This window comes from Bifidobacterium amazonense, assembly GCF_018555435.2.
GTDB classification, from domain to species: Bacteria; Actinomycetota; Actinomycetes; order Actinomycetales; family Bifidobacteriaceae; genus Bifidobacterium; species Bifidobacterium amazonense.
This window is the reverse complement of sequence record NZ_JAFEJT020000002.1, coordinates 81,383-107,976: the sequence shown is the minus strand read 5'-3', so window position 1 is coordinate 107,976 and position 26,594 is coordinate 81,383. Positions and strand designations below refer to the sequence as shown.

Annotated in this window: 21 protein-coding genes and 3 tRNA genes; 11 read left to right on the top strand and 13 right to left on the bottom strand. The window is 63.5% G+C overall.

What is annotated here, in order from left to right; all coding sequences use genetic code 11:
• Positions 1-107: 107 nt before the first annotated feature.
• Together glf and rlmH are read left to right on the top strand one after the other, a co-directional pair.
• Positions 108-1,286, top strand: a complete 1,179-nt coding sequence (glf, locus tag JS533_RS01050) for a UDP-galactopyranose mutase (RefSeq protein WP_241512719.1) — start codon at positions 108-110, stop codon at positions 1,284-1,286.
• Between the two features lie 12 nt (positions 1,287-1,298).
• Positions 1,299-1,778, top strand: a complete 480-nt coding sequence (gene rlmH / locus JS533_RS01045; RefSeq protein WP_241512718.1) for a 23S rRNA (pseudouridine(1915)-N(3))-methyltransferase RlmH — start codon at positions 1,299-1,301, stop codon at positions 1,776-1,778.
• 2 nt (positions 1,779-1,780) lie between these two features.
• Here rlmH and JS533_RS01040 read toward each other — a convergent pair whose 3' ends face one another.
• The 3 genes from JS533_RS01040 to JS533_RS01030 form a co-directional block, all read right to left on the bottom strand.
• Complete coding sequence (locus JS533_RS01040; protein WP_241512717.1) at positions 1,781-3,295, bottom strand: hypothetical protein; 1,515 nt, start codon at positions 3,293-3,295, stop codon at positions 1,781-1,783.
• Between the two features lie 348 nt (positions 3,296-3,643).
• Complete coding sequence (locus tag JS533_RS01035) at positions 3,644-4,204, bottom strand: hypothetical protein (protein ID WP_241512716.1); 561 nt, start codon at positions 4,202-4,204, stop codon at positions 3,644-3,646.
• A 22-nt stretch (positions 4,205-4,226) separates the two neighbouring features.
• On the bottom strand, positions 4,227-4,532 hold the full coding sequence (locus JS533_RS01030; protein ID WP_241512715.1) for a hypothetical protein: 306 nt from the start codon (positions 4,530-4,532) through the stop codon (positions 4,227-4,229).
• Positions 4,533-4,777: 245 nt separating this feature from the next.
• Here JS533_RS01030 and JS533_RS01025 point away from each other — a divergent pair, with 245 nt between their 5' ends.
• The 3 genes from JS533_RS01025 to JS533_RS01015 all read left to right on the top strand — a co-directional run bounded on the left by JS533_RS01025 (position 4,778) and on the right by JS533_RS01015 (position 6,207).
• On the top strand, positions 4,778-5,194 hold the full coding sequence (locus JS533_RS01025) for a glycerophosphodiester phosphodiesterase (protein WP_241512714.1): 417 nt from the start codon (positions 4,778-4,780) through the stop codon (positions 5,192-5,194).
• A 323-nt stretch (positions 5,195-5,517) separates the two neighbouring features.
• Positions 5,518-5,605 (top strand) — tRNA-Ser (locus JS533_RS01020).
• Between the two features lie 530 nt (positions 5,606-6,135).
• A tRNA-Thr gene (locus JS533_RS01015) sits at positions 6,136-6,207 on the top strand.
• A 144-nt stretch (positions 6,208-6,351) separates the two neighbouring features.
• Here JS533_RS01015 and JS533_RS01010 read toward each other — a convergent pair.
• A complete protein-coding gene (locus JS533_RS01010) occupies positions 6,352-7,434 on the bottom strand; it encodes a VanZ family protein (RefSeq protein WP_241512713.1) in 1,083 nt (360 codons plus the stop codon).
• A gap of 225 nt (positions 7,435-7,659) precedes the next feature.
• Here JS533_RS01010 and JS533_RS01005 point away from each other — a divergent pair, with 225 nt between their 5' ends.
• Both JS533_RS01005 and JS533_RS01000 read left to right on the top strand, forming a co-directional pair.
• Positions 7,660-8,532, top strand: coding sequence for an ABC transporter ATP-binding protein (locus tag JS533_RS01005; RefSeq protein ID WP_241512712.1), 873 nt, complete (start codon positions 7,660-7,662; stop codon positions 8,530-8,532).
• Entirely contained in the window at positions 8,529-10,010 is a 1,482-nt protein-coding gene (locus tag JS533_RS01000) for an FtsX-like permease family protein (RefSeq protein ID WP_241512711.1), read from the top strand. The genes JS533_RS01005 and JS533_RS01000 overlap by 4 nt, the downstream gene beginning before the upstream one ends.
• Positions 10,011-10,327: 317 nt before the next feature.
• Here JS533_RS01000 and JS533_RS00995 read toward each other — a convergent pair whose 3' ends face one another.
• Positions 10,328-11,938 (bottom strand): oleate hydratase, encoded by a 1,611-nt coding sequence (locus JS533_RS00995; protein WP_241512710.1) that lies wholly within the window; start codon positions 11,936-11,938, stop codon positions 10,328-10,330.
• Between the two features lie 147 nt (positions 11,939-12,085).
• Positions 12,086-12,376 carry a hypothetical protein gene (locus JS533_RS00990; RefSeq protein ID WP_241512709.1) on the bottom strand — a complete coding sequence of 97 codons (291 nt, stop codon included), beginning with the start codon at positions 12,374-12,376 and terminating at the stop codon, positions 12,086-12,088.
• 188 nt (positions 12,377-12,564) lie between these two features.
• On the opposite strand from JS533_RS00990, the gene JS533_RS00985 reads away from it, so the two are divergent.
• Both JS533_RS00985 and JS533_RS00980 read left to right on the top strand, forming a co-directional pair.
• Positions 12,565-13,161, top strand: a complete 597-nt coding sequence (locus JS533_RS00985) for a TetR/AcrR family transcriptional regulator (RefSeq protein WP_241512708.1) — start codon at positions 12,565-12,567, stop codon at positions 13,159-13,161.
• Positions 13,162-13,313: 152 nt separating this feature from the next.
• Positions 13,314-13,387, top strand: a tRNA-Lys gene (locus JS533_RS00980).
• Between the two features lie 650 nt (positions 13,388-14,037).
• Here the strand turns inward: JS533_RS00980 and JS533_RS00975 are convergent.
• The 7 genes from JS533_RS00975 to JS533_RS00945 form a co-directional block, all read right to left on the bottom strand.
• Positions 14,038-15,099, bottom strand: coding sequence for a LacI family DNA-binding transcriptional regulator (locus JS533_RS00975; RefSeq protein ID WP_241512707.1), 1,062 nt, complete (start codon positions 15,097-15,099; stop codon positions 14,038-14,040).
• 128 nt (positions 15,100-15,227) lie between these two features.
• A complete protein-coding gene (locus tag JS533_RS00970) occupies positions 15,228-17,414 on the bottom strand; it encodes a glycoside hydrolase family 31 protein (RefSeq protein ID WP_241512706.1) in 2,187 nt (728 codons plus the stop codon).
• A gap of 177 nt (positions 17,415-17,591) precedes the next feature.
• Positions 17,592-18,728: a glycoside hydrolase family 43 protein gene (locus tag JS533_RS00965; protein ID WP_241512705.1), complete on the bottom strand. Its 1,137-nt coding sequence runs from the start codon at positions 18,726-18,728 to the stop codon at positions 17,592-17,594.
• A 97-nt stretch (positions 18,729-18,825) separates the two neighbouring features.
• Positions 18,826-19,929, bottom strand: coding sequence for a glycoside hydrolase family 43 protein (locus JS533_RS00960; protein ID WP_241512704.1), 1,104 nt, complete (start codon positions 19,927-19,929; stop codon positions 18,826-18,828).
• Positions 19,930-20,380: 451 nt separating this feature from the next.
• A complete protein-coding gene (locus JS533_RS00955) occupies positions 20,381-21,337 on the bottom strand; it encodes a carbohydrate ABC transporter permease (RefSeq protein ID WP_241512703.1) in 957 nt (318 codons plus the stop codon).
• Positions 21,338-21,372: 35 nt separating this feature from the next.
• Positions 21,373-22,353 carry an ABC transporter permease gene (locus tag JS533_RS00950; protein WP_241512702.1) on the bottom strand — a complete coding sequence of 327 codons (981 nt, stop codon included), beginning with the start codon at positions 22,351-22,353 and terminating at the stop codon, positions 21,373-21,375.
• A 143-nt stretch (positions 22,354-22,496) separates the two neighbouring features.
• Positions 22,497-24,122, bottom strand: a complete 1,626-nt coding sequence (locus tag JS533_RS00945) for a type 2 periplasmic-binding domain-containing protein (RefSeq protein WP_241512701.1) — start codon at positions 24,120-24,122, stop codon at positions 22,497-22,499.
• 491 nt (positions 24,123-24,613) lie between these two features.
• Between JS533_RS00945 and JS533_RS00940 the strand changes: the two genes are divergently transcribed.
• Both JS533_RS00940 and JS533_RS00935 read left to right on the top strand, forming a co-directional pair.
• On the top strand, positions 24,614-25,663 hold the full coding sequence (locus tag JS533_RS00940; RefSeq protein ID WP_241512700.1) for a LacI family DNA-binding transcriptional regulator: 1,050 nt from the start codon (positions 24,614-24,616) through the stop codon (positions 25,661-25,663).
• A complete protein-coding gene (locus JS533_RS00935) occupies positions 25,660-26,517 on the top strand; it encodes a helix-turn-helix transcriptional regulator (protein ID WP_241512699.1) in 858 nt (285 codons plus the stop codon). The genes JS533_RS00940 and JS533_RS00935 overlap by 4 nt, the downstream gene beginning before the upstream one ends.
• The last annotated feature ends 77 nt before the right edge of the window (positions 26,518-26,594 follow it).

Genomic DNA, 26,594 nt, shown 5'->3' with positions numbered 1-26,594 from the left:
TATTTTCACGAAGGCGGCTCCCGCAACGGGGCCGCCTTCGTCGTATAGCCCCCGTGCGTTAGGCTGAAGAGCGAAAACGGCACATTTCGCATGGAAGGTTTGTTTCGATGGCGGAGAACACGCAGTATCCGGATCTGGTGATCGTGGGCGCGGGCCTGTTCGGCCTGACCGTGGCCCAGCAGGCCGTGGAGCGCACCGGCGCGCGGGTGCACATCATCGACGTGCGCGACCATATCGGCGGCAACGCGTACTCGTATTTCGACAAGGAGACGGGCGCGGAGATCCACCAGTACGGCGCGCATCTGTTCCACACGTCCAACAAGCGCGTGTGGGACTACGTGAACCGCTTCACCGAGTTCACGAACTACGTGCACCGCGTCTACGCCACGCACGACGGCGTGGTCTACCCGCTGCCGATCAACCTCGGCACGATCAACCAGTTCTTCGGCGCGTCCTACACGCCGGACGAGGCGCGCAAGCTCATCGAGGAGCAGGCGGGCGAACTGGCCGGCACCGATCCGGCCAACCTCAACGACAAGGGCATCCAGCTCATCGGCCGCCCGCTGTACGAGGCGTTCATCAAGAACTACACCGGCAAGCAGTGGCAGACCGATCCGGCCGACCTGCCGGCCGACATCATCAAGCGCCTGCCGGTGCGCTTCAACTACGACAACCGCTACTTCAAGGACACGTGGGAGGGCCTGCCGAAGGACGGCTACACCGCGTGGATGGAACGCATGATCGACGATCCGCGCATCACGGTGTCGCTGAAGACCGACTTCTTCGACGAGTCGCAGCCGTACAACAAGAAGGCGCTGCTCGCCGCCGGCGTGCCGGTGGTGTACACCGGCCCGGTCGACCGCTACTTCGACTACGAGCTGGGCGATCTCAAGTGGCGCACGGTCGATTTCGTCGAACGCCGTTACGACGAGGACGACCACTTCGGCTGCCCGGTGATGAACTACTCGGACGCCGACGTGCCGTACACCCGCGCGATCGAGTTCAAGAACTTCAACCCGGAGCGTCACGACTCGCAGAACCACTCCAAGACCGTGGTGTGGGAGGAGTACAGCCGCTTCGCCGAGCGCGGCGACGAGCCGTACTACCCGATCAACACCGACGAGGACAAGGCGCTGTACGCGAAGTACGCCGCCAAGGCCGCCGCGGAGCCGAAGGTCGTGTTCGGCGGCCGCCTCGGCACGTACAAGTACTACGACATGCACAACGTGATCGACACGGCGCTGACCGCGTTCGACGAGCAGGTGCTGCCGCTGATCGCGAAGTAGCCGGACCGCCGTATGCAGATCGACATCATCGCCGTCGGCAAGGTCAAGGAATCGTACCTGCGCGACGCCATCGCCGAATACAGCAAGCGGCTCGGCCGCTACTGCAAGCTCGGCATCATCGAGGTCGCCGACGAGAAGACGCCCGAGAATGCCAGCGAGGGCGTGGAACGGCAGATCCGGGCCAAGGAGGGCGAGCGCATCGCCAGGCATCTGCGAGACAACGCATACGTGATCGCGCTTGCGATCGATGGCAGGATGCTCTCGTCGGAGGGGCTCGCGAACGAGATCAATCAGCTGGGACTGCGCGGCGTGAGCCACATCCAGCTGGTGATCGGCGGGTCGATCGGACTCGACGACGCGATCCTGCGCCGGGCCGACTACAAGCTCAGCTTCTCGAAGATGACGTTCCCGCATCAGCTCATGCGCGTGATCCTGCTCGAGCAGATCTACCGGGCGTTCAAGATCAACGCGCACGAGCCGTATCACAAGTAGCGCTACGCGAAGGCGGCGTCGTGCGATCGCGCGCGCAGATCGTCGCGCCAGATGTCGACGATGGTGCCGTACGCGGTCAGATCGCCGCGGATCAGCGCGGCCCCGGCCCGTCGTGCGATGCCGGAGTCGGGCAGATACGCGAGCATGACGGCGGCCATGTCCGACTCGACGCGCGCGTGCTCGCGCAGGCGACGATCGCGCGCGCCGGACGACAGCAGTTTCAGTTCGCCGAAGTTCGGACAGACCGACGGTGCGATCGTGCGCGGTGCCGTGGCGAGACCGGCGTCGCGTACGATCGCGGCGACCTGTTCCAGCCGACTGACGCCGTATTCGAACCGTTCACGGTTCCGCGCGGCGAATCCGTCCGTCAGATCGGCCGAGGAGACGGATCCCAGCAATGCCTCCGCGGTCCGTCGCAGGTGGATCTGATTGCGCCACAGGCTCTCGCACGGCGGTTCGCCGCCACGGCCGATCTCCATCAGAGGCTCGGCGCAGGCCTCGGATGCCGGCAGATCCCACATGTCCCGGTACGCGGTGACCACATGCCTGGCGTCGAACAGGTACCGGCGATCCGCCTCCAACAGCAGCGTTCCCGGGTCGTCGCGGGCGGAAGACGAACGTCGGGCGAGCGCGTCGGCGTCGTCCGACAGCAGGCCGAACGCGCGGTGCCGGCCACGCATCCACGCGTATTGACGGTCGGCCTGCGCCTGCAGATCCGACAGATATGAGACGATCCGTCGTGCCGCGGAATCCTGCGACTTGCCTCCGCGGGCGAACGTGCGACGCTCGCGCAGCAGGGCGGTGCCGATGTTCGGCCGGGCGAGCAGCATGGACGCGACGTCGTTGTCGCGTTCGTCGCACCCCCATTGCAGCAGGCTGTAGGCGGCGAGCCGGTGCGTCTGCTCGCAGTGCTCGAGAATGGCCTCGCCGCGCAGCTTGCGGTCGCCGTACCGGGAGCTGCCGACGGTCAGGCTTTGCCGGACGAGTTTCTCGCCTCGCATCGACCGGATCAGCAGCGGCATGTTCGACGACGGCACGCCGGTGAACGCCGCCTGCCGCGCATCGTCGACCAGATTGCAGATCCATGCGTTCAGCCCGAGTTCGTTGACGGTGGCGATGCTGTCGTGCAGGAATATTCTGCACTCGTTGGCAAGGGATTCCTCCCCGGTGGCCGTGGCGATGCAGAACATGGTGGCCCATGACGAACCTCCGTAGAGCCCGCCGGACAGGATGAACATCCGTTTGTCCACCGTCGCGCCGACGAGGCGGCCGGATGCGGCTGACATCAGGCGGCCGTCGGGAGGGCCCTGCGGCTCGAGGACCGGCCGGTCCGGCTTGCCGACATCGCCGCCGGTGGCGGCGACGGCATTGCTGTCATCGTTGTCATTGTTGGCATTACTGGCGTCCGCGGCTCTTCCGCGTCCGGTCACGCGGCTCATCAGCGTATCGAAACGCTCGCCGAGCCGTTGGGCCGCCGTCAGGAAGCCGACGACGTCCATGGTATGAGAATCACCCATGGTGACTCCTTGTCTCTTCTTGTTCTCTCTGTGTTCTCTGTGATCGCCCTGCCGGGCGAGATGGCCGCGATGGGCCCGTTGCCGCTTCTGCGACGGCTGATGGACCGTGGCCGTTGGGTGACGCCGACGCTGTTACGACAGCTGCTATGACAACGTTGGCATTATTGGGGTGAATACGACGACGCCTTTTGGGCACGATCCCCATAGTGACATGCCGACACCGGCGACGCAACGACGCGTCTCTCCAATTGGACACATCCGGACGATATGCCGAAGGCTCGGCGGAGGTTCACTGGAGGGGCAACGCATGCGCGGCAGGGACGTGCGGACGGGTTCAGCCCGCCGGGTTCAATCCGTCGGATGCAGCGCCCGATACTGCGACGAATAGCAGATGCGCGGCTCGCCGGCGGCGCGCACCTGCCGGGCACCACCGAAGCCGGACTCATCCTTCGCCCCCTGCCGTTCAGGCTGAACGGACCGGAAGGACGACGATCCGGACACCATACGCGACTGCGCCGCCACCGGGACGGAGACCGGCCGCATACGGCCCGTGGTATTGCTGGGGAAGAAGCTCGGCGGCGGAGGCACCGGGGCGGAATCGGACAGCGGCCGAAGCGGCACGGTCTCCTCGCCCCATACGTCGGACGAACCGGACGGATACGGGGCCGGAGACGAGGATACGGCGGCACGCTCGGCGGTCGCCACATCGGCCGGATCGACCGGCATGGTGGGAATCGAATCGGGCTCGGCGCCGTCGGAACCATCCTCATCCGGCTCCGCCGCGGGCCGCTCGCCCACGAAACGAATCGACGACGCCAGGTCGGAGGCTTCGTCCAAGGGGATCATGACGGTCGGCAGCACACCGCCGGACGCGGGGTCGTCACCCTGATAGCGGCGCACATCCGACATGTCGGCTCCCTCACATCACTCGTTACAACTTCACCGAGCCTATCGCACGCGGCCCGATATGGGCCGCAATATGCGTCCATGTGCGCAACTCCCCCACCATACCGTCACGTTTGCCGCCGGTTGCCGTCATTTTCGGCACGGATTCACCACACACGCCGGCAGACCTCCCCACCCGCGCAACATCGCGGACCGGCCGGCGACACACCGACCGCACGTCTGCGAACGCATCGCGTGCGCGTCTCACGCTCGTCGCACGCACGTCGCATCCCATCCGCGACACGCCGATCCGGCCATCAAAACGAACATGAATAATGTTCGCTTTTGTCATCGTCGAACATCGAACAAACATCATATACAGCGCGGTCTTACGCGACGCAAGATCGTTCACCCACTAAACAAAGCGCACATTCGCCCGGTTTTTCGCACATCGAAGCAGTGGTACCGTAAATCACGTCAGCAAACGACAACAACCCAACCCCAACGCAACAGCCAACGATAACGAACAGTTAACGTGTGAGATATCACATGGTAACCTTCGATATTCAACGCCGCCATTCCAGCAAAGGACCAATCATGGCACAGGACAAAACCATCATCGTCAAGACCACGCTGTTCGGCGTGGATCCAGCCACCAAGACCGCGGAAGCGAACAAGGTCGCCAAGAGCTTCGGCATCAGCGACGAGGCGCTGGCCGAGGTCGAGGACTTCAAGCAGGCGCTCACCGACCACAACGCCTGGGATCTGCCGTTCATGGGCTACGTGAACGAGGATGGCTACGGCTACGCCTACGTGCCGGACCAGGCCATCGCCGCGCCGAACTGGGATGCGCACAAGGCGTTCAAGAGCCTGCCGAAGGACGTGCAGATCGCCTTCGCCATCCGCATGCTCTTCACCCACCGCGACGTGGACCGCTACGGCGCCAACATGTTCCTGCACTACGAGCACGGCTTCACCGTGCGCTTCGAGGGCCCCGGCTCCAACAACTACTGATCGTCGGGGTTGCGGCAGGATCCGGCGGATCCGGGCGGCCCGAATGAATCGACGCCGTAGGCCACGCCGGACACGCTCAAGCCACCAAGCGCAGGCGTCGCGACACGCCGATGGGCATCGCTCCGAGGCAAGTCGCAACACCTGCGCTTCATGCTGCAAAAACCATTGGAACCATTGGGAAACGAGCACTCGTTCACGAGGATCGTACTCCCCCGTGAGTTCGAATCTCGTATCCTCCGCCGTCATTCGATTTGGCATATCCGGAAAACATGCTAATATCTACTGATTGTGTGCTGATGCTTTCGCGCGGAGGTAACACGAATGGAGGATTCGCCTAGTGGTCTATGGCGCACGCTTGGAAAGCGTGTTGGTGTAACAGCCTCACGAGTTCGAATCTCGTATCCTCCGCCATCAGGGCTTTCGGAACAATCCGAAAGCCTTTTTTGTTACCAAGACCCGCCGCGCGGGGCGCATTTTTGAGATAGGAAAGCACCACAGCACGGATTGTGGGCATAGACCTGTCATGAAGAGGCCTCGCAAGGCTCCTACATGGCCGGTCTATGCCCACGATGTCCGGAACCACCCACAATCCGACAGGCGTCATGTACCGTGTATGCCCACAATCCGGCGCATTATCCGGTATTCACAGCCCCTCCGCCGTCAATGGCACCCGCAAAGATCCCGTCTATGCCCACAACGCCAAATCCCAACCATCCCCGACTCCCCTTTCTCGCACCGATTGTGGGCATAAACCGTACATGTGAAGTGCCCCGCGTCTTTCACACCAACATTCACCGATCAGCGCGGCAAACCGCATGGCGACACCGCGTTCGGTTGTTTGACGGATTGAATGGTAACGCTGACACGCGGCGACACCGACTTGCGCCATACGCGATCCCGTGGCATGATATTCAGGTTGTCCTGACACCGTCAGGCGCAATGCCCCGATAGCTCAGTGGTAGAGCACTTCCTTGGTAAGGAAGAGGTCGTGAGTCCAATTCTCACTCGGGGCTCTCTTGTTAAGGTATCCCGGCCGCGCAAGACGCACGGCCTATGATCCGAATTCAGCGCCTCCGGAAATCCCAGAAACCCCGGCAATCTTGAAAATCCCAGAAATCCCGGAAATCCCGGAAATACACCATCGATCAGATCACCGATCAGACCACCGTCAGTACCCCGGCATTGCGCGCCCCATCATCATCCGCCGGCAGCAGATCATACGGCATCTGCTTCTTCACCCAGTAGAAGATGAGCAGCACGAACAGGACCAGTCCGGACCGCGGAATCAGCAGCGGGAACACGGCGATCACGAACACCATCGTGCGCACCGCATAGAACAGCACGCGCCGCCAGCCGGAACGCGGCCGCGTCTCGCACGTCATGTGCGTGAACCCGCCACCGAGCGTCCGCCCGCCGCGCATCCACGGCACCACCAACTCGCACACCAGCAGCAAGATCAACGTCACCACGTCGGAGACCCTGACCTCGTTGCCGAACACGTGGCCGATGGCCGGAATCGACCGCCACGTCGCGATATCACGCACCACCGTGATGTCGTAGACGATCGTGATCAGCGCGCTCGCCGACACCGAAATAACCGTGACAATCGTCAGATCAATCGCATACGTGATGCAGCGACGCAGGAATCCCGGCTGCGTCACCGTCGTCAGATCGTTCGTGCGAGGCGGCACGAGCCGATCGAACAGTCCGGCCGCGACGTAACCGATCACCGCACCCAACGTGTTCGTGATCAGGTCATCCACATCGAACAGCCGGTACGAGCACGGGTAGAAGCCGAGGAATCCCGTCAACTGCAGCGTTTCGATCATCAGACTCGTCGCGAAGCCGAACGGCAGCGCCGCGGCGAAAGGCCAGCGGAACACGCGGCCCATGATGAAGCCGAGCGGCAGGAAGAACACGACGTTCAACGCAAGCTGCATGATCGCGGACAGGCCGTCGGAGCGGATGTCGCCGACGAACCGCAGCGGGTTGAGCTGCGGGGCGAGATGATGCGCGGCGCAGTACGCGGCCGCGTCCTCGGGCATCGGATACAGCGTGAAGCAGAGCAAGCCGATCGCGTACAGCACCGTGCCGTACGCGACGATCGCCTGCGAGAAACGGATGCGATTGTAACGGTGGTACAGCAGCGCGAGCACCGGCACGGTGAGTACGGCCGACACGAGCGGCCACAATGCGACCGCCAGCATGAACGGCCGGCTGAAATAGGCGATGTATCCCATGGTTCTTCCTCTTGCGATTCCTTCTGCTCTGCGCGTCCGCCGTGGCCGGCGACGCGATACGACACTGTATCGGCCGGTCATGTCGGCCGGCATCACCCAACGGGATGATATGCATGGCCTCATCCTTGCGAGCGATCCTTGCGGATGAGACGGCGTGCGATTCCATCGCCAATTCATCCCGCAATCCGATGGAAGGCCGGACGGCGGGGCCATAGCCTCGGAAGCATGAACGCAACAACGCAGCAACCTCAGCGCACCGAACCGGCGGTCCAGCCGGCGCAATCCCAATTCCGACAGCCGCGCACGTGGTCGCCGATACTCGAGGCGCATGATCTCGTGATGGACTACGCCGCCGCGATGCGCGCCACGCAGGCCGGTCGTGCGACCACCGGAGTGGCCCCGACCGCCTTCGCATCGACCCCGACTCCTGTCGCCTCCCCTGTTCCCAACCCGCCGTTCGGCCCCGGCCAGCACATGCTCGCCCTGAACCATGTGGACTTCACACTCGGCGAAGGCGAGACGGTGGCCGTCATGGGCCCGTCCGGCTCCGGTAAATCGACATTGCTCCATGCGCTCGCCGGCATCATCCGCCCGACCTCCGGAACCGTTACGTTCCGCGGCACGAATCTCGGAACCATGAGCGACGCCGACCGCACCAAGCTGCGCCGCAACGCCTTCGGCTTCGTATTCCAATCCGGCCAGCTGCTGCCCGAGCTTCCGGCCGTGGAGAACATCGCCCTGCCGATGATGCTTGACGGCGCACCGTACCGCGACGCGACGGACGTGGCCATGCTCTGGCTTGAACGCATGGGTCTCAAGGCGCTCGCCACGCACCGGCCCGGCGAGATGAGCGGCGGCCAGATGCAGCGCATCGCCATCGCCCGGGCGCTCGCCGTACGACCGGCCGTCGTTTTCGCCGACGAGCCGACCGGCGCGCTCGACCAGACCACCGGCCGCGAGGTCATGGGCATTCTCATGGGCGCCGCGCGAGACAACGGCGCGGCCGTGGTCGTCGTCACCCACGACCCGAACGTGGCCGCCTTCTGCTCGCGCACCGTGACCATGCGGGACGGGCGACTGGGAGGAAACGCACGATGAGCACGTTCGCACTCTGGCGGCTGTTCCATCGTCTGCCCCATCGTCCGCCCAGCCGCACCGGCCGGTCGCTGAACCCGTCCGGACACACCTCGGCGCTGGCGGTCATCGCGTTCGCCGCGGCCACCGCCATCTTCCTCACGGTGCTCGGCGGCGTGCACGGGTTCGTATGGCGCGCCTCCGCCGACCACACGCTCGGATGCCTGTTCAACGAAACCGCATGCAGCCCCGGCACGTTGGCCATCTGGCGGCACCGGCTTACCAATCCCGCCGATCCGGCCTCCTACGCCTCCACGTACGTGATGCTCGCCGGATTCGCCTGCCTGCTGCTCGTCGTGCCGTTCGTGGCGCTTGCCGGTTCCGCGGCCCGACTGGCCGCATCCCGCCGAGACGCGCGCCTTGCCGCCCTGCGACTGGCCGGCGCCACCACCGGTCAAGTGGTTCGTCTCACCGCGCTCGACGCCGCCGGGCAGGCCTTGGTCGGCTCGCTGATCGGCATCCTCGGATACTGCGCGCTCATGCCGCTGATCATGCTGTTGCGCTTCCAGAATCAGGGGTTCACGTTCGAGCAGCTCTGGGTCGGGAGCCCTGCCTTGGTCGCCACCGTCGTGGGCGTCGCCGTGCTGGCGCTGGTTTCTTCGCTGATGACGTTGCGTCGCGTGGCCATTTCGCCGCTTGGCGTCACGAACCGCGCGGCAGGGCCGCTGCCGTCCGCCTGGCGCATGGTGATGTTCGTCGTCGCGATGCTCGCCGCCGTGATCGTGTTCAAGAGTCCGGCGATGCTGGTCAGTCTCGGCATGGGCACGGCGATGATCTACGCGGTGGTGATCGGCTTCGTGCTGCTCTGCTTCGCGCTGTTCAACCTCATCGGTTCGTGGGTGGTCACAGCCCGAGCCAAATCCAAGGCCCGTCATCCCAAGGACGCCGCGACCATGATCGCCATGCGCCGCATTCTCGACGATCCCAAGCGCGCCTGGCGCAACGTCTCCGGCATCGCACTAGCCGTGTTCATCGCCGGCATCACGTCGATCTGCGGATTCCTCGGCTCGGCTGCGACCGGCGACGGTCCGAATGATCCGGCGACGCTGTTTCTGCGCGACATCGGCACCGGCGGACTGCTGACGTTGGTGTTCGCCGCCGTGCTCGCGGCCGTCAGCTCGGGCGTGATGCAGGCCGGTAGCGTCTACGATCAGGCGGACGGGTACCGTATGCTCATGCTCGAGGGCACGGATGTGAAGACCCTAAACCGCGCGCGATTCGTCGAAGTGCTCACGCCGCTCAATGTCGTGGTGGTCGTTGCGGGCGGCTGTTCGATGCTGCTTATGGCGCCGCTGTTCGCCGCGTCGATGACCAAGCCGGCCACGCTGCTCAGTTTCCTCGGCGGTCTTGCGCTGTGTTATGCGCTGGTTGCGATCGGCGCATTCGCCTCCAATCGCGTGGCCGCCAACCTCAATCTAGCCGATTATCGCGCCGATGACTAGCTGGGCACATCGGACGCTGCGGAGGCTTTCTCGAAACTTTGAGGCGGTTTCCGCGACGTGCGGAGGTCTTTCTTCAAACTCTGAGGCAGTTGATCTAAGAGATCAGGGCCATGGCAATGACTTAGGGGGTATGGATCGGCGGGATCTTGCGTGCCGATTGCCTCATAGTTTGAAGAAAGACCTCGGGAACGCGCCAAAACTGCCTCAGAGTTTAGAGAAAGTTCCCGTCCGCTGCGCTTCGTCAGTGGAACATAGAGCGTGCATGGTTAGGCGAGGGGCCGACGAGTGAGATTCGATCGTCCTCCGCCGCCATCGTTTCATTTGAGCAGGTTCAATGCGACCGCGCCGAGCACGCGGATGTCGTAGTTGAGCGGTTTGATCGGCGCGACCTCGCGCGTCATGCCGAGCAGCTGGTAAACGGCCATGCGGCTGGCGCGCACCGAGTATTCCTCGGTGAACACGATGTCGCCGGGGATCTCGCAGTACTGGCCGGTGAAACCGAGGTTGGTGGAGCCGGCGGGCACCACGTCCGGCCGGTCGCCCACGGAGCGCGGCATGAACTGCGCGTTGATGTACGGCATCGCCACGGGCACCGCACTGACCACTTCGGCGCGGATCTGTTCACGCACATCCTCGGGAATGGGCAGGGACTGGAGAAGCTCCTCGAGGATCTCGCGGCCGGTGCACTCCCACATCGGCTTCTTCACGTAGCGTCCGGGCTCGTCGCAGTGGAACGCGCACATCCACATGTAGGAGCGGGATTCGTCCTGGTTGTCCCAGTAGGGCGGAGTGGGATTGCGCAGCTCCATGAACCACGGCGAGTCCACGAACGTGGTGGACAGGCCCTGGCCGGTCCTGTTGTGCGTCCATCCTTCCAGCCAGTCCATGAGCGTGTTGCCGGCGAAGGTGCAGTTGAACGTCATCCAGTTGGACTTGTCCGGGTGGCCGAAGAACACGTCCGGATTACCAAGTCCCGGCTTTTTGGCGGCGATGTTCCTCCACAGCGTCGCGCTCTGGGGATAGGAGTCGTCCACGACGGCGGTCCGGTCGGTGCCGCCGAACGTGGCGTTGTCGGTCATGCAGCCGAGCGTGGCCACCACGTCGTCCTGCGGCCGGGTCGCGATCACGTCGCGCGTACCGTCGGACCGCACGGTGCGCAGCGCGGTCACGGTGATGCCGTCCGAATCGGCGAAGTCCATGTCGTAGACGCTGGTGTCGTAGACGAAGTCCACGCCGGCGTCCTCGAGCACCTTCATGAGCGGCTTGATGATGCCGTCGTACTGGTCACGCTGGGTGAGCACCACGCCTTCGGCCGTAGGAAGCCGCATGATGAGCGGCAGTAGGCGGATCACGTAACGGCGGAATTCCATGACGCTGGTCCACGGGGTGAACGCGAACGTGGCCTCATAGCAGTACCAGAACACCGTGTGGAAGAAGTGGGAGTCGCGCTCGCCGAACCAGTCCTCGATGGTCAGGTCCCCCAGATCGGATTCATCCGCCTTGATCAGGGAGCCGAGCTTCATCAGCTCGCTTTTGTCGAGTCCGTAATGATCGGTTGGCAGGATCTCCCGGTCGCCGCCCACGAAGCGGGCGCGCGCGTAGACCGGCTGGGTTGCGGCGAAGGCGAACATGTCGTCGGTCACCGAGTTGCCCTCGTGTTCGAGGGAGGGGATGGAGCCCATGATGTCCCAGAAGTTTTCGTAGGTGAGCTTGCAGAACATGCGCTCGCCGCGCGCCACCCAGCCACGCTCGCCGTCGCCGGCGCCGTCGTTCGAGCCGCCCGGGACAGGCAGGGCTTCGATGATGTGGATGTTGCGGCCGTCGAAGCCGCAGTCGCGCAGCAGGTAGGCCGCGCCGGTGAGGGTGCCGAGTCCGGCTCCCACGAAGTAGAACTGCTTGTCGTCGGTGCGTTTTGCGTTGCCCAGCATGATGATGTCCTTTCGTTGAGTATTTGTTGATTGCTTGCGATGATGGTCGCCGCGATGGTCGCGCGACGTTTTGTCTGCGGTGACGATCGTCGTCTCGATATGTTCGATATGACTTGGGTCCAGCTTCGGTTGCTTGGATTCGTTTGATCAGACCCGTTTGCCGTTGACGGAGAACTTGCCCTTGGAAGTCGCGCATACCGCGGTGATGTCGTCGCCGTCGACCCAACCGCCGATGTGGTAGTCGAGCAGGCCGACCGGTGTCTTCATCGTTCCCGAGAAGGCGAACATGGTGCCGTCCACGGTGCCGACGGCGGTTTGGCTTCTGCCTTTCACGTTGACCTTGGCGACCAGCGTCCCGCCGTCGTCCTTGAGTTCGACCACGCCCTTTCGTGCCCCAAGTGGGGTGCGTACGGTCACGTTGTAGGTTCCGTCGATCATGGTTGCCGTCTTTCCTTGTCGTTTTTTGTTGCTCATGCCTGACGTCTTGCAATGTCAAACATGTGTTGGATTTTGTCTGTTGCCCCACATCGTACAAACGGCGAAATTCCGGCACAACCACTAAAAGACAGACATCTGTCGGACTTTGTACAATACGGGAAGCGATGTCGGACCTTTAAGGAGATTCCATGGCAAACAAGGCGGAATACCGCAGCGCACAACGTTCCCGTCAGGCCATCCGCAAGGCGTTCATCGACCTGTTGCGCACGCACGACGCCGACAAGATCACCGTCACCGCGATCGTCCGACTCGCCGACGTCAACCGATCCACGTTCTACGCGCACTATCCGGACGTGCGCGGCGTGATCGAAGAGATCGAGGACGAAACAATCGCCGAGCTCATGGCAGTGCTCGACGGCATCGAATCCGCCGATTTCCTCAAGGATCCCACGCCGATGATCATGCGGATCGGGCGCCGGCTCGAAGCCGAACGCGACTACTACCGCATCCTCATCCAGGCCAGCGGGGCCGCGGGATTCCTCGACAAACTCCAGACGGTCTTCGCCGAGCGCATGGTCGCCGACGAGGCGATTCCCGCCGCGATACGCGAAAGCCGCTCCTACGTGCTGCGCGTCAACTATTTCGCCGGCGGCATCGTCAATCTCTACAAACTCTGGTTCGCCGGCGGCCTCGATTGTTCGATGGACGACATCTCCCGGGAGGTCGGCCGCATGGTCGCCCTCGCCTCGCCGGACCTGCTGGACCATCGCACGGCCGGCCGTTGAGGCTGAGCAGGTAAGTGACCTGAATGAAACTGTAAATGGGATCCGACACGCCCCGACCCGACGCGACCCGCCGTGTCGTCCGAGTTGCGTCAGATTCAGAATCGTGTATATTAGTCACTCGTTGCATGAAACACGGCAACGAATCTAACCAAGCCCCTGTAGCTCAGTTGGTTAGAGCAGCTGACTCTTAATCAGCGTGTCCAGGGTTCGAATCCCTGCGGGGGCACGGACAAGGCCGGAATCAGAAGATTCCGGCCTTTTTCGTATCTCGCCCGCAGCCGTGGACGTCACCGGCCACCTGCGGACGCCGGTCCGGTTCAGCGTTCGATGCCGTATTCGGCGAACATGTAGGCGTCGTACTGACGGTCGCTGGAGTACTGCGGCTCGGCGTGGTGCATGTCGTGATGGTTGCCGTTGTTGTTCATGATCGTTCCTTTGCTCAACCTCTATCCGTATCGGTATCCGGTCTACCTCTCCCGTGTTTCCGGATGATGTGCGCCCGGCCAAGGGAAAATGAATTTACCCCGGCATGGACATGAACGGAACGGTTCGGAGGCCCCGTCACGGCCGTGCATGCCGACGAATCCTGCCGACGAATCATGGGGACCGGCGAACCGCATCGACGCAAGCCCGGACAAGCCCGGCAAACGACGACCGGCAAGCGCCCGAGAACCCAGAAAGCCCGGCCGATGGGGGCCGGGCTTTCAGAGGAAGAAAGGAGAGAAGAAGAAAGGTTCAGTTGTCGCGGCCTTTCGGCTGCTGATAGATATATAACCACCCGTTTCATAGCGTACGGTAGAGGATTCCTGAGAGTTGACTGATAATCTTAGCCGGCAATCCCGAACCGAAGGCACCACAGATCGGTTTGCAAGCCCCCTACTCCCGCTCGCCGCTGCCGCGCGCCGCGACGGCATGGGACACGGTCACCGTACGCGGCGAGGCCGGAGCCGGCCCGTCGATGCGAGCCAACAGCAGGTCGAGGCAGTTACGCGCCATTTCGGCCGGATCGATGCGCACGCTGGACAGTCCCGGCGTCATGAACATGCCGTCGACGACCGCGTCGAAGCCGACCAGCATCACGTCCTGCGGCACGCGCACGCCGGCGTCGGTGAGCGCCTTGAGCGCGCCGATCGCGAGCGGGTCGCACACGCAGAAGACCGCGTCGAACCCCAGCGTCTCCACCGCGTCGCATCCCGGCCGCCAGCCGCGTTCGGCCAGCAGCGCACGCATCATGGCGTAACCGTGCTCGCGGCTCCATCCGCACGGCAGCACGAGCTCGCCCAGCTCGCGCTCCCCCACCCCGCGTTCGCGCAGCGCACGGACCGCACCGGTCAGTCGCAGCTTGCTCGAGCTGGGCGGCACATCGTCGGCCAGCACGTCGAGCGGCGAGCCGAGCACGGCAATCCGTCGCGCGCCGTGGGCGGCCAGATGGCGCACGCCGGCGGCGGCGCCTTCGACGCAGGGCGTGAACACGCAGTCGACCTGCCTCTCCAGTTCGAACGCATCGAGCATCACCAGAGGATGCCGTTTGGAGAAGCCGACGAAATCCGCGGCCGCATTGCGCGGCCAGCATACGATTGCACCGTCGCAGATCTGCATCGACGCGCTCGAGAGCATGGCCTGCTCGTAGTCTGAGGAGAAGCGCGTCTGCTGCGCGACGATCTGGTAGCCGCGGCGGACTGCCTGATCGGACAGTTCCGCCGCTAATTTCGCCGGAAAGATCAGATCGAAGTCGGACAGCGACACGCTGATGACGTGCGTACGGCCGGAGCTGAGCTGCTGTGCGGCGATGTTCGGCCGATATCCGAGCTGTCCGGCGGCGTCGAGCACGCGACGCGCGGTCTCCGGACGGACGATCGACTTGCCGCGCAGCGCGTTCGACGCGGTCATGCGGGAGACTCCCGCGAGCGCCGCCACGTCGTCGAGTGTGACCATCATGCCTCCTTCGTCTTCGAAGGGCTCATTATACCGACGCGGGCTTTGAGGACACGGGACCCGGGACCGCGGTCGTCCGCACGTCGCTGTGCGAACGACCGCAGTCGGTCGGCGGACGGGATCGGATCCGGTCAGATCAGTCCGGCGAGCCCGTGATCGCGTCCGTTGCGGGCGAACGCGGGCACCACATCGAGCGGCGCGTCGACGGTGACGGTCTGCCCGCCGGCGAGCGTCTCGCCGGTGTGCAGGTTCGTCCACGTCGTCGTCTCGCCGCCGGGCAGGTACACGCTGCGCGAGCGCGCGCCGAGCTCGGTGACGGGCGCGACGAGGATGTCCGGACCGAACAGGTATTCGTCGGCCACGTTCGCCGCCTCCTCCTCGCCGGGGAACTCGTAGAACAGGCCGCGCACGAGCGGCTGGCCCGATTCGTGCGCCTCGGCGAACAGTTCGCGCGTGTACGGGCGCATGGCCTCGCGCAGGTTGATGTACTTGACCATGATGCGTTCGACTTCGGGGCCGTACGTCCACGGCTCGTTGTCGGCGCCGGTGTGGATGTGGTCGATCGGGTTGCCCTTGCGGTCGAACGTGGGCTTGCCGGGCACCTTGACGGCGGGCATGCGGTCGCCGTGGTTGCGCATGACGGCGCTGAACGCGGAGAACTGGCACCAGCGCACGTACAGTTCGCGGAACGCCTCGCTGTTCGGGTCGCCGCCCGCGAAGCCGCCCATGTCGGTGGTGAACCACGGGATGCCGGCGGCGCCCATGTGGATCGCGCAGGTGATCTGCGCCTTCAGGTCGTCGAACGTGGAGTGCACGTCGCCGCTCCAGACGAGCGAGCCGTAGCGCTGGGAGCCGGCCCATGCGGCGCGGGTGAGGTTGACGATGTCGTCCTTGCGCCCGATTTCGAGCTGTCCGTCGTAGAACGTCTTGTTGTACAGCTGCGGGTACACGTTGCCGACCTTGCCGACCGGGCCGATGTGGTACAGGTAGTGCGCGTAGTCGTAGTCGCCGCCCCATTCGGGCTCGGCCTCATCAAGCCAGAACGCGTCGACGCCGAGGTCGGTGTAGTTCTTCTTGGCGAGTCCCCACACGAAGGCGCGGGCCTCGGGGTTGGTGGCGTCGAGGAATTGGTTGTCGCGCGGCCACCACATGCCCACGTCCTTGCCCTGACGGGTTTTGGCGAGGAAGTTGCGGCGGCGCATCTCGTCGTAGTTTTCGGATTCGAGGTCGATCTGCGGCCAGACGGAGACCATGAGCTTGATGCCCATCTCGTGCAGTTCGCGGGCCATGGCGGCCGGGTCGGGCCAGAATTCCTCGTCGAAGCGGAAGTCGCCCATGAGCGGCCAGTGGAAGAAGTCGATGACGATCAGGTCGATCGGGATGTTGCGGCGTTTGAATTCTCGCGCGGTCTCGAGCAGCTGCTCCTGGTTCCAGTAGCGCAGCTTGCACTGCCAGAAGCCGAGGCCCCATTCGGGCATGACGGGCGCGTGTCCGGTCGCGTCCGCGTACTGCGCCTCGATCTGCGCGGGGGTGTCGCCTGCGGTGACCCAGTAGTCGATCTGGTCGGCGACGCCGGAGCTCCATTCGGTGCGGTTGTGGCCGAACGTGACCCGGCCGACGGCCGGATTGTGCCAGAGGAACCCGTATCCGCGGCTGGAGACCATGAACGGCACGCTGACCTGCGAGTTGCGGTGCGCGAGTTCGAGCGTGGAGCCTTTGAGGTCGAGCACGGGCTGCTGGTATTCGCCCATGCCGTAGATGTGCTCGTTTTCGTATGCCTCGAACGTCGCGACGGGCGATTCCGCACCGCTTTCGAGCGGGTGGTGCGCGCGTGCGCGCAGTCTGAGCGCGCCGCCGTCGTCGGTTTCGCTCAGCAGGACGGCTCCGGTCGCCGTGTTGAGGAAGGAGATGAGCAGATGGTCCTTCTGCCAGCCGGTCAGCGCGAGTTTGACGGCGATGCCGCCGTTGACGAGCGCGGCCGCGGTCTCGCCGAGCGCGATCTGCGGCTTGGGAAGGTCGGCGGCCGGCGCGAGCAGCGCCCAGTCGGCGTCGACGACGGGCTGCATGAGCCGCGACCGTACGCGTACGCTGTTGGCTCCCCATGCGTCGACGCGCACGTATTCGCCGTCGCAGTTCCATTCGATCGCGGCGCCGTCGTCGACGATGCGGAAGACCTGCGCGGCGATGTCGACGGTCTTGCGTGACGCGTTGGCGCTTTCGACGCTGACGTCGCCCGCGCCGCCGTTGGCCGCGCCGGCGAGTTCGTCCGCGAATGCGCGTTGCGTTTCGACGGACGGTGTGGTGGTTGCGGAAGTCATGTTGCTCCTTTGACGAGATTGCCTGATCGGATGTGTTGCGCGGTCGTCTGCGTTCGCCGGCCGCTTTTCCTTCCCCCACCAAATTGTAGCGCTAAAATCACGATGCCGCAACAAGCGCCGGCTTGTTGCGGCATCGCGCGCAGCGTGATTCCGAAGGAGAGAAGGAGAACGCGCCGATCAGCCGAAGGCGGCGATCAGGCGGTCGCGTTCGGCGGCGGTGATCGGCATCACCGTGCCGTGGCGCGGCTTGCCGCCGTCGGGACTGACCGGCAGTCCTTCGCGCAGCTTGCCGCTGACCGGCGCCCAGCCGTGCGGATCGGCGAGATCCTGCGTCGCGAAGCCGATGTAGTGGTTCGGCCCGTCGTGATAGCTCGGCTGGTCGATGAACAGGAACCAGCGATAGCCGTTCACGTCGCCCGGGTTCGCCGGGAAGATGCACGGGCCCTCGCCGCGCGTGAACGGCTTGAGCGAGCCGTCCTCCGCATGCTCGCCGTTCGACAGGCCGACGCCGACGTTCTCACGCACCAGCTCCCAGCCGCCATCCGTCTCCTCGCCGGCGTCCGCGTTCCCCGCGACGTCGTCCGCATCCAGTTCGGACAGCGAGTCGAACGAGCTGAACATCTCCCCCGGCAGCATGCCGCGCACCTTGCCGAGCAGATCATGCGAACGTTCCTCGCGGATCGTCATCGTGCGCTCGTCCTTGACGAAGCGGTACCACCAGTCGCCGTCGCGCGCGACGGTCGCGTCGATCAGGCCGCGTCCGTCGTGTCCGTCGCCGCGGCGTACGTCCATCCATACCTGCGGTTCGCTGAACGTGCGGAAGTCCTTGGTCGTCGCGATCATCATGCGGCCGTACGTCGGCTTGTCACGCAGCGAGTCGTCGGTCGCGGCCGCGCCGTCGTACAGATTCGACGACCAGTAGACCGCGTACGCGCCGATCTCGTCGTCCCAGTATGCTTCGGGAGCCCACGAATTGCCCGCGGCGGGCGGCGAGACGAGGACGTGACGCTGCTCGCCCCAGTGAACGAGGTCGGTCGACTCCCAGATCTCAAGATAGCGCGAGCCGTTGCGCTGGGCCGATCCGAAGTCGCCGTGACGGGAGGCGACGTTGAGGTCGGTGGCGATGATGAAGAACCGGTCGCCCTCGTGCGAGCGCATGATGAACGGGTCGCGCAGGCCGCGCTCGCCGTACTGCGAGACGAACAGCGGTCTGCCGCCGTTCAGCGCGCGCCAGCTGAGCGCGTCGTTGCCGTTGGAGACGGCGAGGCTGATCTTCTCGCTGTCGCCGCGGTCTCCGGTGAAATATGCCCACACATAGGCTTCATACGGGTCACTCATTCATACCACCAACCCTTCTGCTCACAACATTGTTAACGCTAACGTACGTTGACGTACGCCAGCGTACCACCTTTCAGCCGATCGTGCCGTCCGCGGCGCGCAGGCGGTCGTACTCGGCGCGCGACAGCGACAGGACACCGCCGTGCTTGGTGTGCGGGGCCATGTAGAAATCGTCGGAACGCAGGTAGTCGAGGCCCTTGTCGAGATCGGTCGTGACCATCGGGCGGTATCCGATGGACGGGATCACGTCCACATACAGGTACACGCGGTCGTCGGAGTGCGAGGCGAAGAACGCCGGGCCCTCCACGCCGCCGGGTGCGCCGTTCTCGGTCCAATCCTTGCCGATCTCGTACTGGACGGGCGTCCACAGCACGCCCGGCTCCCACCAGCGCGGCGCGTCGGTGCGGTCGACCCAGATGCCCGGGTGCGGGCCGTTGTCCTTGGTCGCGCGGTACGTGCGGATCGTGCCGTCCGGCAGCGCGCGCTGCAGCATCGTCGTGTCGATCGTCGGATGGCCGGCGTCGATGAACACGCCGCCGTACTCGTACGTCTCGTCCGTGAAGTCGCTCGTCACGCCCCACATGATGCGGTCGTAGGAGTCCGCGTCGGCATGGTCCGTGTCGGAGTCGGCGAACGTCTTGCTCGACCAGTACAGCACGAACGCGCCGCGGCTGCCGTTGTGCTCGGCCTCGGAGCCTTCCGGATAGTAGTCCGGAACCCACAGGGCTTCGGGGGCCCACGCCATGCCGAGCTGCGCGTCGGTACCGTCGGGGCGGCGGGCGACGTTGAGTTCGTGTGGCTCGCTCCAGTGCACGAGATCGTCGGAATGCCAGATGATCAGATTCGCGCTGCCGTGATGCGACCATTCATACCAGTTCTGCTTCGACTGGTCCGCGTTCGGATCGAACACGCGCAGGTCGGTGGCGATGACGTACACGCGGCCGGTTTCCGGATTGCGCGTCAGGTACGGGTCGCGCACGCCGGTGGTGCCGAGGTTCGACGTGAGGATCGGCTTGCCTCCGTTGAGCGGATGCCAGACCTCGGGATTGTCGCCGTCGGACAGGTCGAGGTAGATGCGTTCGGCGTAGCCGTCTGGATCCTCGATGAAGTGGACGAGCAGGTAGCCGTACGGGTCAGCCGGCGGTTCGGGCTGCGGGACGCGGGTGATGGTGGTCATGGTATGTGGCTTCCTTTCTGCGAGTGGCTGCTGTGCGACACTCGATTTGCAACGATATAAATAGTATAGCGAATATGAAAAACCGGGGATGGGCCACTTGGCGAGCAAGCAGGAAGGAGAAGGAGAAACCTCCTCGCCTCGGGGGCCCATCCCCGGAAGAGTTTGATAGTGCCAAAGATGCTGGCGGAGCCTCGGCCCCCTCACTGAGGGGGCTGTCGAGCGAAGCGAGACTGGGGGAGCTCGCGGCCGCCAGGCCGCCAAAAAACAGTCTCGCACGCAGTGCGAGTCCATAGCCTCGGAATCGCGCTACGCGCGATGCTGGGTTGTCGGCGGCCTTCGGCCGCGGAGCTCCCCCACCCGGCTTCGCCGGGAGCCCCCTCAGTGAGGGGGCCGAGGCTCCGCCAGCTTTCTAGCCGCTGATGACACAGTATCGGCCGGCAGGCCGATCCCGTCAGCCCTTGACGGCGCCGATCATGACGCCCTTGTTGAAGTACTTCTGCAGGAACGGGTACAGGATCAGCAGGGGGGCGGTCGACACGATGATCACGCCGTACTTGATCTGGTCCGCCAACTGCTGCTGCTGCAACGCCGACTGGCCGCCGTTGCCCGCACCGCCCTGCTGGGTCTGGTTCGCCAGCAGGATGTTCTGCAACACCATCTGCAACGGCTGCTTCGTATCCGTACGGATATAGATCAGACCCGTGAAATAGTCGTTCCAATGGCCCACGAAGTAGTACAGGCCCAGCACGGCGATGATCGCGCTCGACAGGGGGATCACGATCCTGAGGAAATACCCGAAGAACGACAGGCCGTCGATCTGCGCCGCATCATGCAACTCCTCAGGGATCGAGGTTTCGAAGAACGAGCGCGCGATGATCAGATTCCACACGCTCACGGCGCCCGGCAGGATGAACACCCACATGTTGTCCAACAGGTTCAGATCCTTATACAACAGGTAGGAAGGGATCAGGCCGCCCGCGAAATACATCGTGAACGTGAACAGGAACAGGATCACGCGACGCGGCTTGAAATCCACCCGCGACAGGGCGAACGCGGCCGGCAGGGTCACGATCATGTTCAACGCCGTGCCCACCACCGAATACACGATCGTGTTCTTGTAACCGATCCAGATACGGCTATCGGAGAACACCTTCTCGTAGCCGCCGAAATTGATGTCCACCGGCAGGATCGTGACCTTGCCCGTCGAGACCATCGCCGGATTCGAGAACGACGCGATCACCACGAACCACAACGGGTAGACCACCACCGCCACGATCAAAGCCAACAGGACCCAGATCACGATGTCCGCGACCCAATCACCAGGCTCACGATGCTGGGCCACATGCTTGTTGAACGGAATATCCGCGCCGCTCTTCTTCGGCGCGACGGAAACGCTTGCACTCGACATGACGCTACCTAACCTTTCCCACTAATCCACGCCGTTTAGAAGATGCTCGTGTCCGACACGCGCTTGCTGATCCAGTTCGCCAGGATCAGGAACGCGAAATTGATCAACGTATTGAACAAACCGATCGCCGTGGCATACGAGAACTGGAACGACTTCAGGCCGATCATGTACGTATACGTCGCGATCACCTGCGAACCCGGCAGGTTCATGGCGTTCTGCATCAGGAGGACCTTCTCGAAACCAACGCTCAGGATGCTGCCCATGTTCATGATCAACAGGATCACGCACGTCGGCATGATCGTCGGGATATCCACATACCGGATCAACTGCATACGACCCGCACCATCGATCTTCGCCGCCTCATACAGGCTCACGTCAACCGAAGAAAGCGCCGCCAGATAGATGATCGCGTTCCAACCACAATGCTGCCACACCTCGCTCAGCCAATAGATCGGCGCGACCATATCCGGATTATCAAGAAGGCTCGTCCCACCGAAGAAACGACCCAACAAACCCGTATTAGGAGTCAGGAAGATGTTCAACATCGCGACGATCACCACCGTCGAGATGAAGTGCGGCATATACGTGATCGTCTGCACGAACCCCTTCACCTTCGTCGAATGGATCTGATTGATCAACAACGCCAGGACGATCGGCGCGATGAACCCCAACACCAGGGTTCCCAGACTGATCTTGATCGTGTTGACCATCACCTTCGAGAACATCGGAGAGGTGAAGAACTGGTTGAAATACTTCATCCCAACCCACTGGCCACCAGTCAAACCCTTCGACGGCACGAAATCACGAAACGCCAACTGGATGCCATACATCGGGATATACGCGAAAATAAACACAAACACCATCGCAGGCAGGGCCATCAACCAATGCTGCCAATAATGCTGAATGTGCCAAGCCAAACGCTTCGGCCACGGCAACGCCTTACGCGCGGCAGTATTATCAACCACGCCCGCGGCATCGACCACGGACGCGGCAGCCTTCTCCTTAACCGCCATCATGAACTCCTTGATATGAGATGTGAATACTTGGATCTGATACATTGCCGAGGCCTCCCCGCAAGGAGGCGACGGACGAAAGGCAAAAGAAAAGGCGTGAAGGTCACAGGGGCGTATCTATGGCCTTCACGCCTTCAGGTCAGTGGCTACTTGACGTACTTGTCGTAGGCCTTCTGCCACAGGTCGACGTTCTGCTGGATGTTCATGGACTTGAGCTGATCCTGCAGGCTGTTCCACGTGGCGTCGTCGGCGCCGTTCTGGGCCATCTTCGCGATGAGCGGCATCGCGGTGGTCGCGATGGTGGTGTTGTTGTTCGCGTAGGTGGTCTGGTCGGCGGCGGACAGGCGCACGTAGATCGGCATGTAGTCCTTCTCGCCGTTCAGGTGCGAGTACTGCTCGGCGTACGGCTTGTCGGCCTCGACGATGGAGGTCAGGTTCTTGTCGCCTTCGAACTCATCGGCGTCCGGGATCCAGCCGGCGAGACGATCCTCGAGGGCCGGGGTCTTCTGGGCGTCGCGCTCCTCGACGAACTTCTCGGTGACCTTGTAGGTGTTGTCGCCGGTCTTCTCAAGGTAGCCGTCGGTCATGGAGCCGTAGAGCTGCTGGACGGAGTACTTCTCCGAATAGAGCAGGTTGATGATCTTCAGGCAGGCATCCTTGTTGGCGGCCTTGGAGGACATGGCCATGTGGTAGTCCTCGTACTCGTTGGCGCCGGAGACGCCGGAGGCATCCCACACGGTGTCGTCGGCGGAGACGCCGTCGGCGGACGGGACCGGGATGGTGATGTACTGGTTGTACAGGTCGGAGCCGACGGTGCCGAACGCGGTGGCGTCCCATCCGAAGACCACGCCGACCTGGGCGGTGTTGCCGCCGACCTGGTTACGGGAGTCGTACTTGTCGGAGGTGACCCAGTCATCCGGGACCAGGCCTTCCTTCTTGAGGGAGGCGAGGTAGTTGAGCACCTGACGGAACTCGTCAGTCTGCATCATGTTGCCGACCTTGCCGTCCTTGACGTAGATGCCGGTGCCGGACGGGCCGGAGTTGAAGTGCGTGGCGATGCCGGTCGAGTTCATGAACAGGAACGGGCTCCACCAGCCGGCGAGCTGGTCGGTCGGCAGAGCGCGCAGGTTCATCGGGATCTCATCCTGCTTGCCGTTGCCGTTCGGGTCCTGGGTCTTGAACGCCTCGAGGACCTTGGTGAGTTCCTTCCACGTGGTCGGAACCTTCAGGCCGAGCTTGTCGAGCCAGGTCTTGTTGATGAGCATGTGCTGGCCGGAGGCGGAGAACGCCTTACCACGGCTGGACGGGAGCACCCACAGGTGGCCTTCGACCTCGACGAACTTCTTGGCGACGGGCTGCTCCTTGAAGAACGCCTCGACGTTCGGCAGCTTGTCCATGTCCTGCGCGAGGTCCTCGAAGGCGCTCGGGTTCTGCGAGGCGTCATCCGGGTGGTAGGCGCGAATGTTCAGATCGGACAGATCGCCGGCGGCGAGGGCGGCGTTCTTCTGCTGGCTCCATGCGGTGTCGAGCACGACCTTCCACTCGATCTTCGCGCCGGATTCCTTCTCGAGCTCCTTGGCCCAAGTCATCTGGCCGATCGGGATCTGGGTGGTGTTCTGCTGCACCAGGATCGTGACGATCGGCTTGCCATCGGAAGTCTTCTTGTTGGCGGCGGTGCTCTGGCCGCAGGCCGCAAGGCCCGTCAGCAGCATCGCGGCGGCACCCGCGGCAGCGACGCCGGAGAGAGCCTTCTTAGCCACACCCTTGTTCATGATTGTTCCTTTCCTCAACATGCGCCATGCATGCTCGAACCTCGCAAACCAACGGCTTGAACAGCCAGGAAAGCCACCGTCCAAGTTGTTGGTTCTGTTGTTCGGTTCACCTCGTTGTGGGGGTTAACGCTAACCATAATGCACCAGCCCCATAACCTTCGCAACGTGCATTTGTCCACAAAACATATCCCAATGTTCACGAGTGGCGGAAATTCAATGAATCGAGTCAAAAAATCGCCGTTGACACGCGACAACCGTTGCACCATAAGCGCTTTCAACACTTAGAACTCCCGGCGTTTCGCACTATGCCCAGCATTGTCAACGCAATCATTAACGTTGTTAACGATGACACGATCAGCCAACGTTAGGGTTATGCTATAGTTATCGATAAGCCAAAGAAGGATAGGCCCCGAACCCGTCACCGATGGCGAGCCCCGGGTCTTAGCAAGCATCACCACGCGCGAAGGCGCACAAGGAGAGTCGAGTCAGCCATGAAACGCAGCGCCGCAACTTTGAAGGATGTCGCGTCGGCGGCCGGTGTTTCCGCCATGACCGTATCCAAAGCCCTGCGCAACGCCCCCGGCGTCAGCGACAAGACGCGCGAACGCGTCCTCGCCATCGCGCAGAACATCGGCTACGAGACCAACGTGTCGGCGAGCGCGCTGAAGACGGGCCGCAGCGGCATCATCCAGATCATCGTCAACGAATACGACATCCCGTTCTATTCCAAGCTCATCGACGTCATGTCGAGCGCCGTCGTCGCGAACGGATACACGCCGTTCCTGCAGCAGACGAAATACTCGTCGGCCGCGCTGCAGAGCACGCTGTCGAGCTCGCTGTTCTCCGGCGTACTGTCGGACGGCGTGATCGCGCACGCGTCCGGCCTGTCCGGCGACCTGTTCGAGAAGATCGTCCACGGCAAGCCGGCCGTGCTCATCGACTCGTGCGAGGAGCAGCCGGTCGTCTCGTCCGTCGTCTTCCCGAACGAGGAGGGGGCGCGCGCGGCCGTGCAGTACCTGGCCGAACGCGGCTGCCGCAACATCGGGCTGATCGGCCCGTCGTACTTGGAAAAGAAGGATTTCCTGCACTCCCCCAGCCCGATGAAGCTGCGCATGCGCGGCGCCCGGGCCGCGCTGCTCGACCTCGGCCTGCCGTACGACGAGTCGACGGTGATCGCGGTCGAGGGCATGAGCGAGGAGCATGCGATCGACTCGGTGCACGAGCTGGCCAAGTCCGGCCGCATTCCGTTCGACGGGCTGTTCTGTCTGAACGATTCGGCCGCGATCGGCGCGATCCGCGCGCTGGCCGACTGCGGCATCCGAGTGCCGGATGACGTGAAGGTGATCGGCTTCGACGGCGTGCGCGAGGGCGGCTTCCATGTCCCGTCGCTGACGACGATCAGCGTGGACATGCAGCAGCTCGCCAGGCTCGTCATGCTCAGTCTCAAACAGCAGATCGACCATGAGGGCGAGCCGTTGACGGCCACGAAGACGACGATCGGCTTCACGCTGCTCGAACGCGAGTCCACGCAGTCGCGATGAAGCAGTCGCTTGAATACGAGGTGGCCCCGCCGGACGTCCGGTTCCTGTCCGCCGGGCGCGAGCACGACATCCGCGCGATCTACGGGCCGAACGCCCACCTGTTCCATTCGCTGCACCTGATCACCGAAGGCCGCGCGCACTACTACATCGACGGCGTCTACTGGCCGGTGCATGCCGGCCAGTGCATCTCCCTGCCCGCGGACACGCCGGTCATGCACCACACCGATTTTGCGGACGTATGCACCACGTCCTGGGTGACGTTCCGTGGCGACGACGTGCTCGAACTCATGGCGCGTTGCGGATTCGGACCGACCTGCGCGGTGATCGACATCGCCGATCCGGCGCGGCTGGACGGCATCGTCACCGACATGCTCGGCTGTTCGGAACGCACGTTCTCGAACGGACTGCGACTCAACGGACTGCTCTCGCAGTTCCTCGCCACCGTCATCGAAACGTCCTCCACGGCGACGCCGCCGCAGAACATACCCGCCAACATCACGCCGAAAAGCAACGAGTACATCACGCGAGCCATGCAGTACATCTACGGGCATATGGACTCGCCGCTGCACGTGGGCGAGATCGCGGAGGCGCTGTTCATCAGCCGCACGTATCTGTACGAGCTGTTCCAGGAGCATCTGCAGACCACACCGCAGCTGTTCATCGCCAAGGCGAAGACGTATCAGGCGTGCGAATGGCTGCGCAAGACCGGCATGAGCGTGCAGGACATCGCCGAATCATGCGGCTACCGCAGCGCATTCGCGTTCTCCAAGGCGTTCCGGCGGGTCATCGGCATGTCGCCGCGCGAATACCGCCAGCGGTTCACCGATCCGTCGGGGCTTGTCGAAGACAAGTAGGTCCCCGTCAGGAGAGACCGCCCGACGTCCGCCTTGAATATGCCTCAATATGGTGGCACAACGGGCAGTACTCGCCA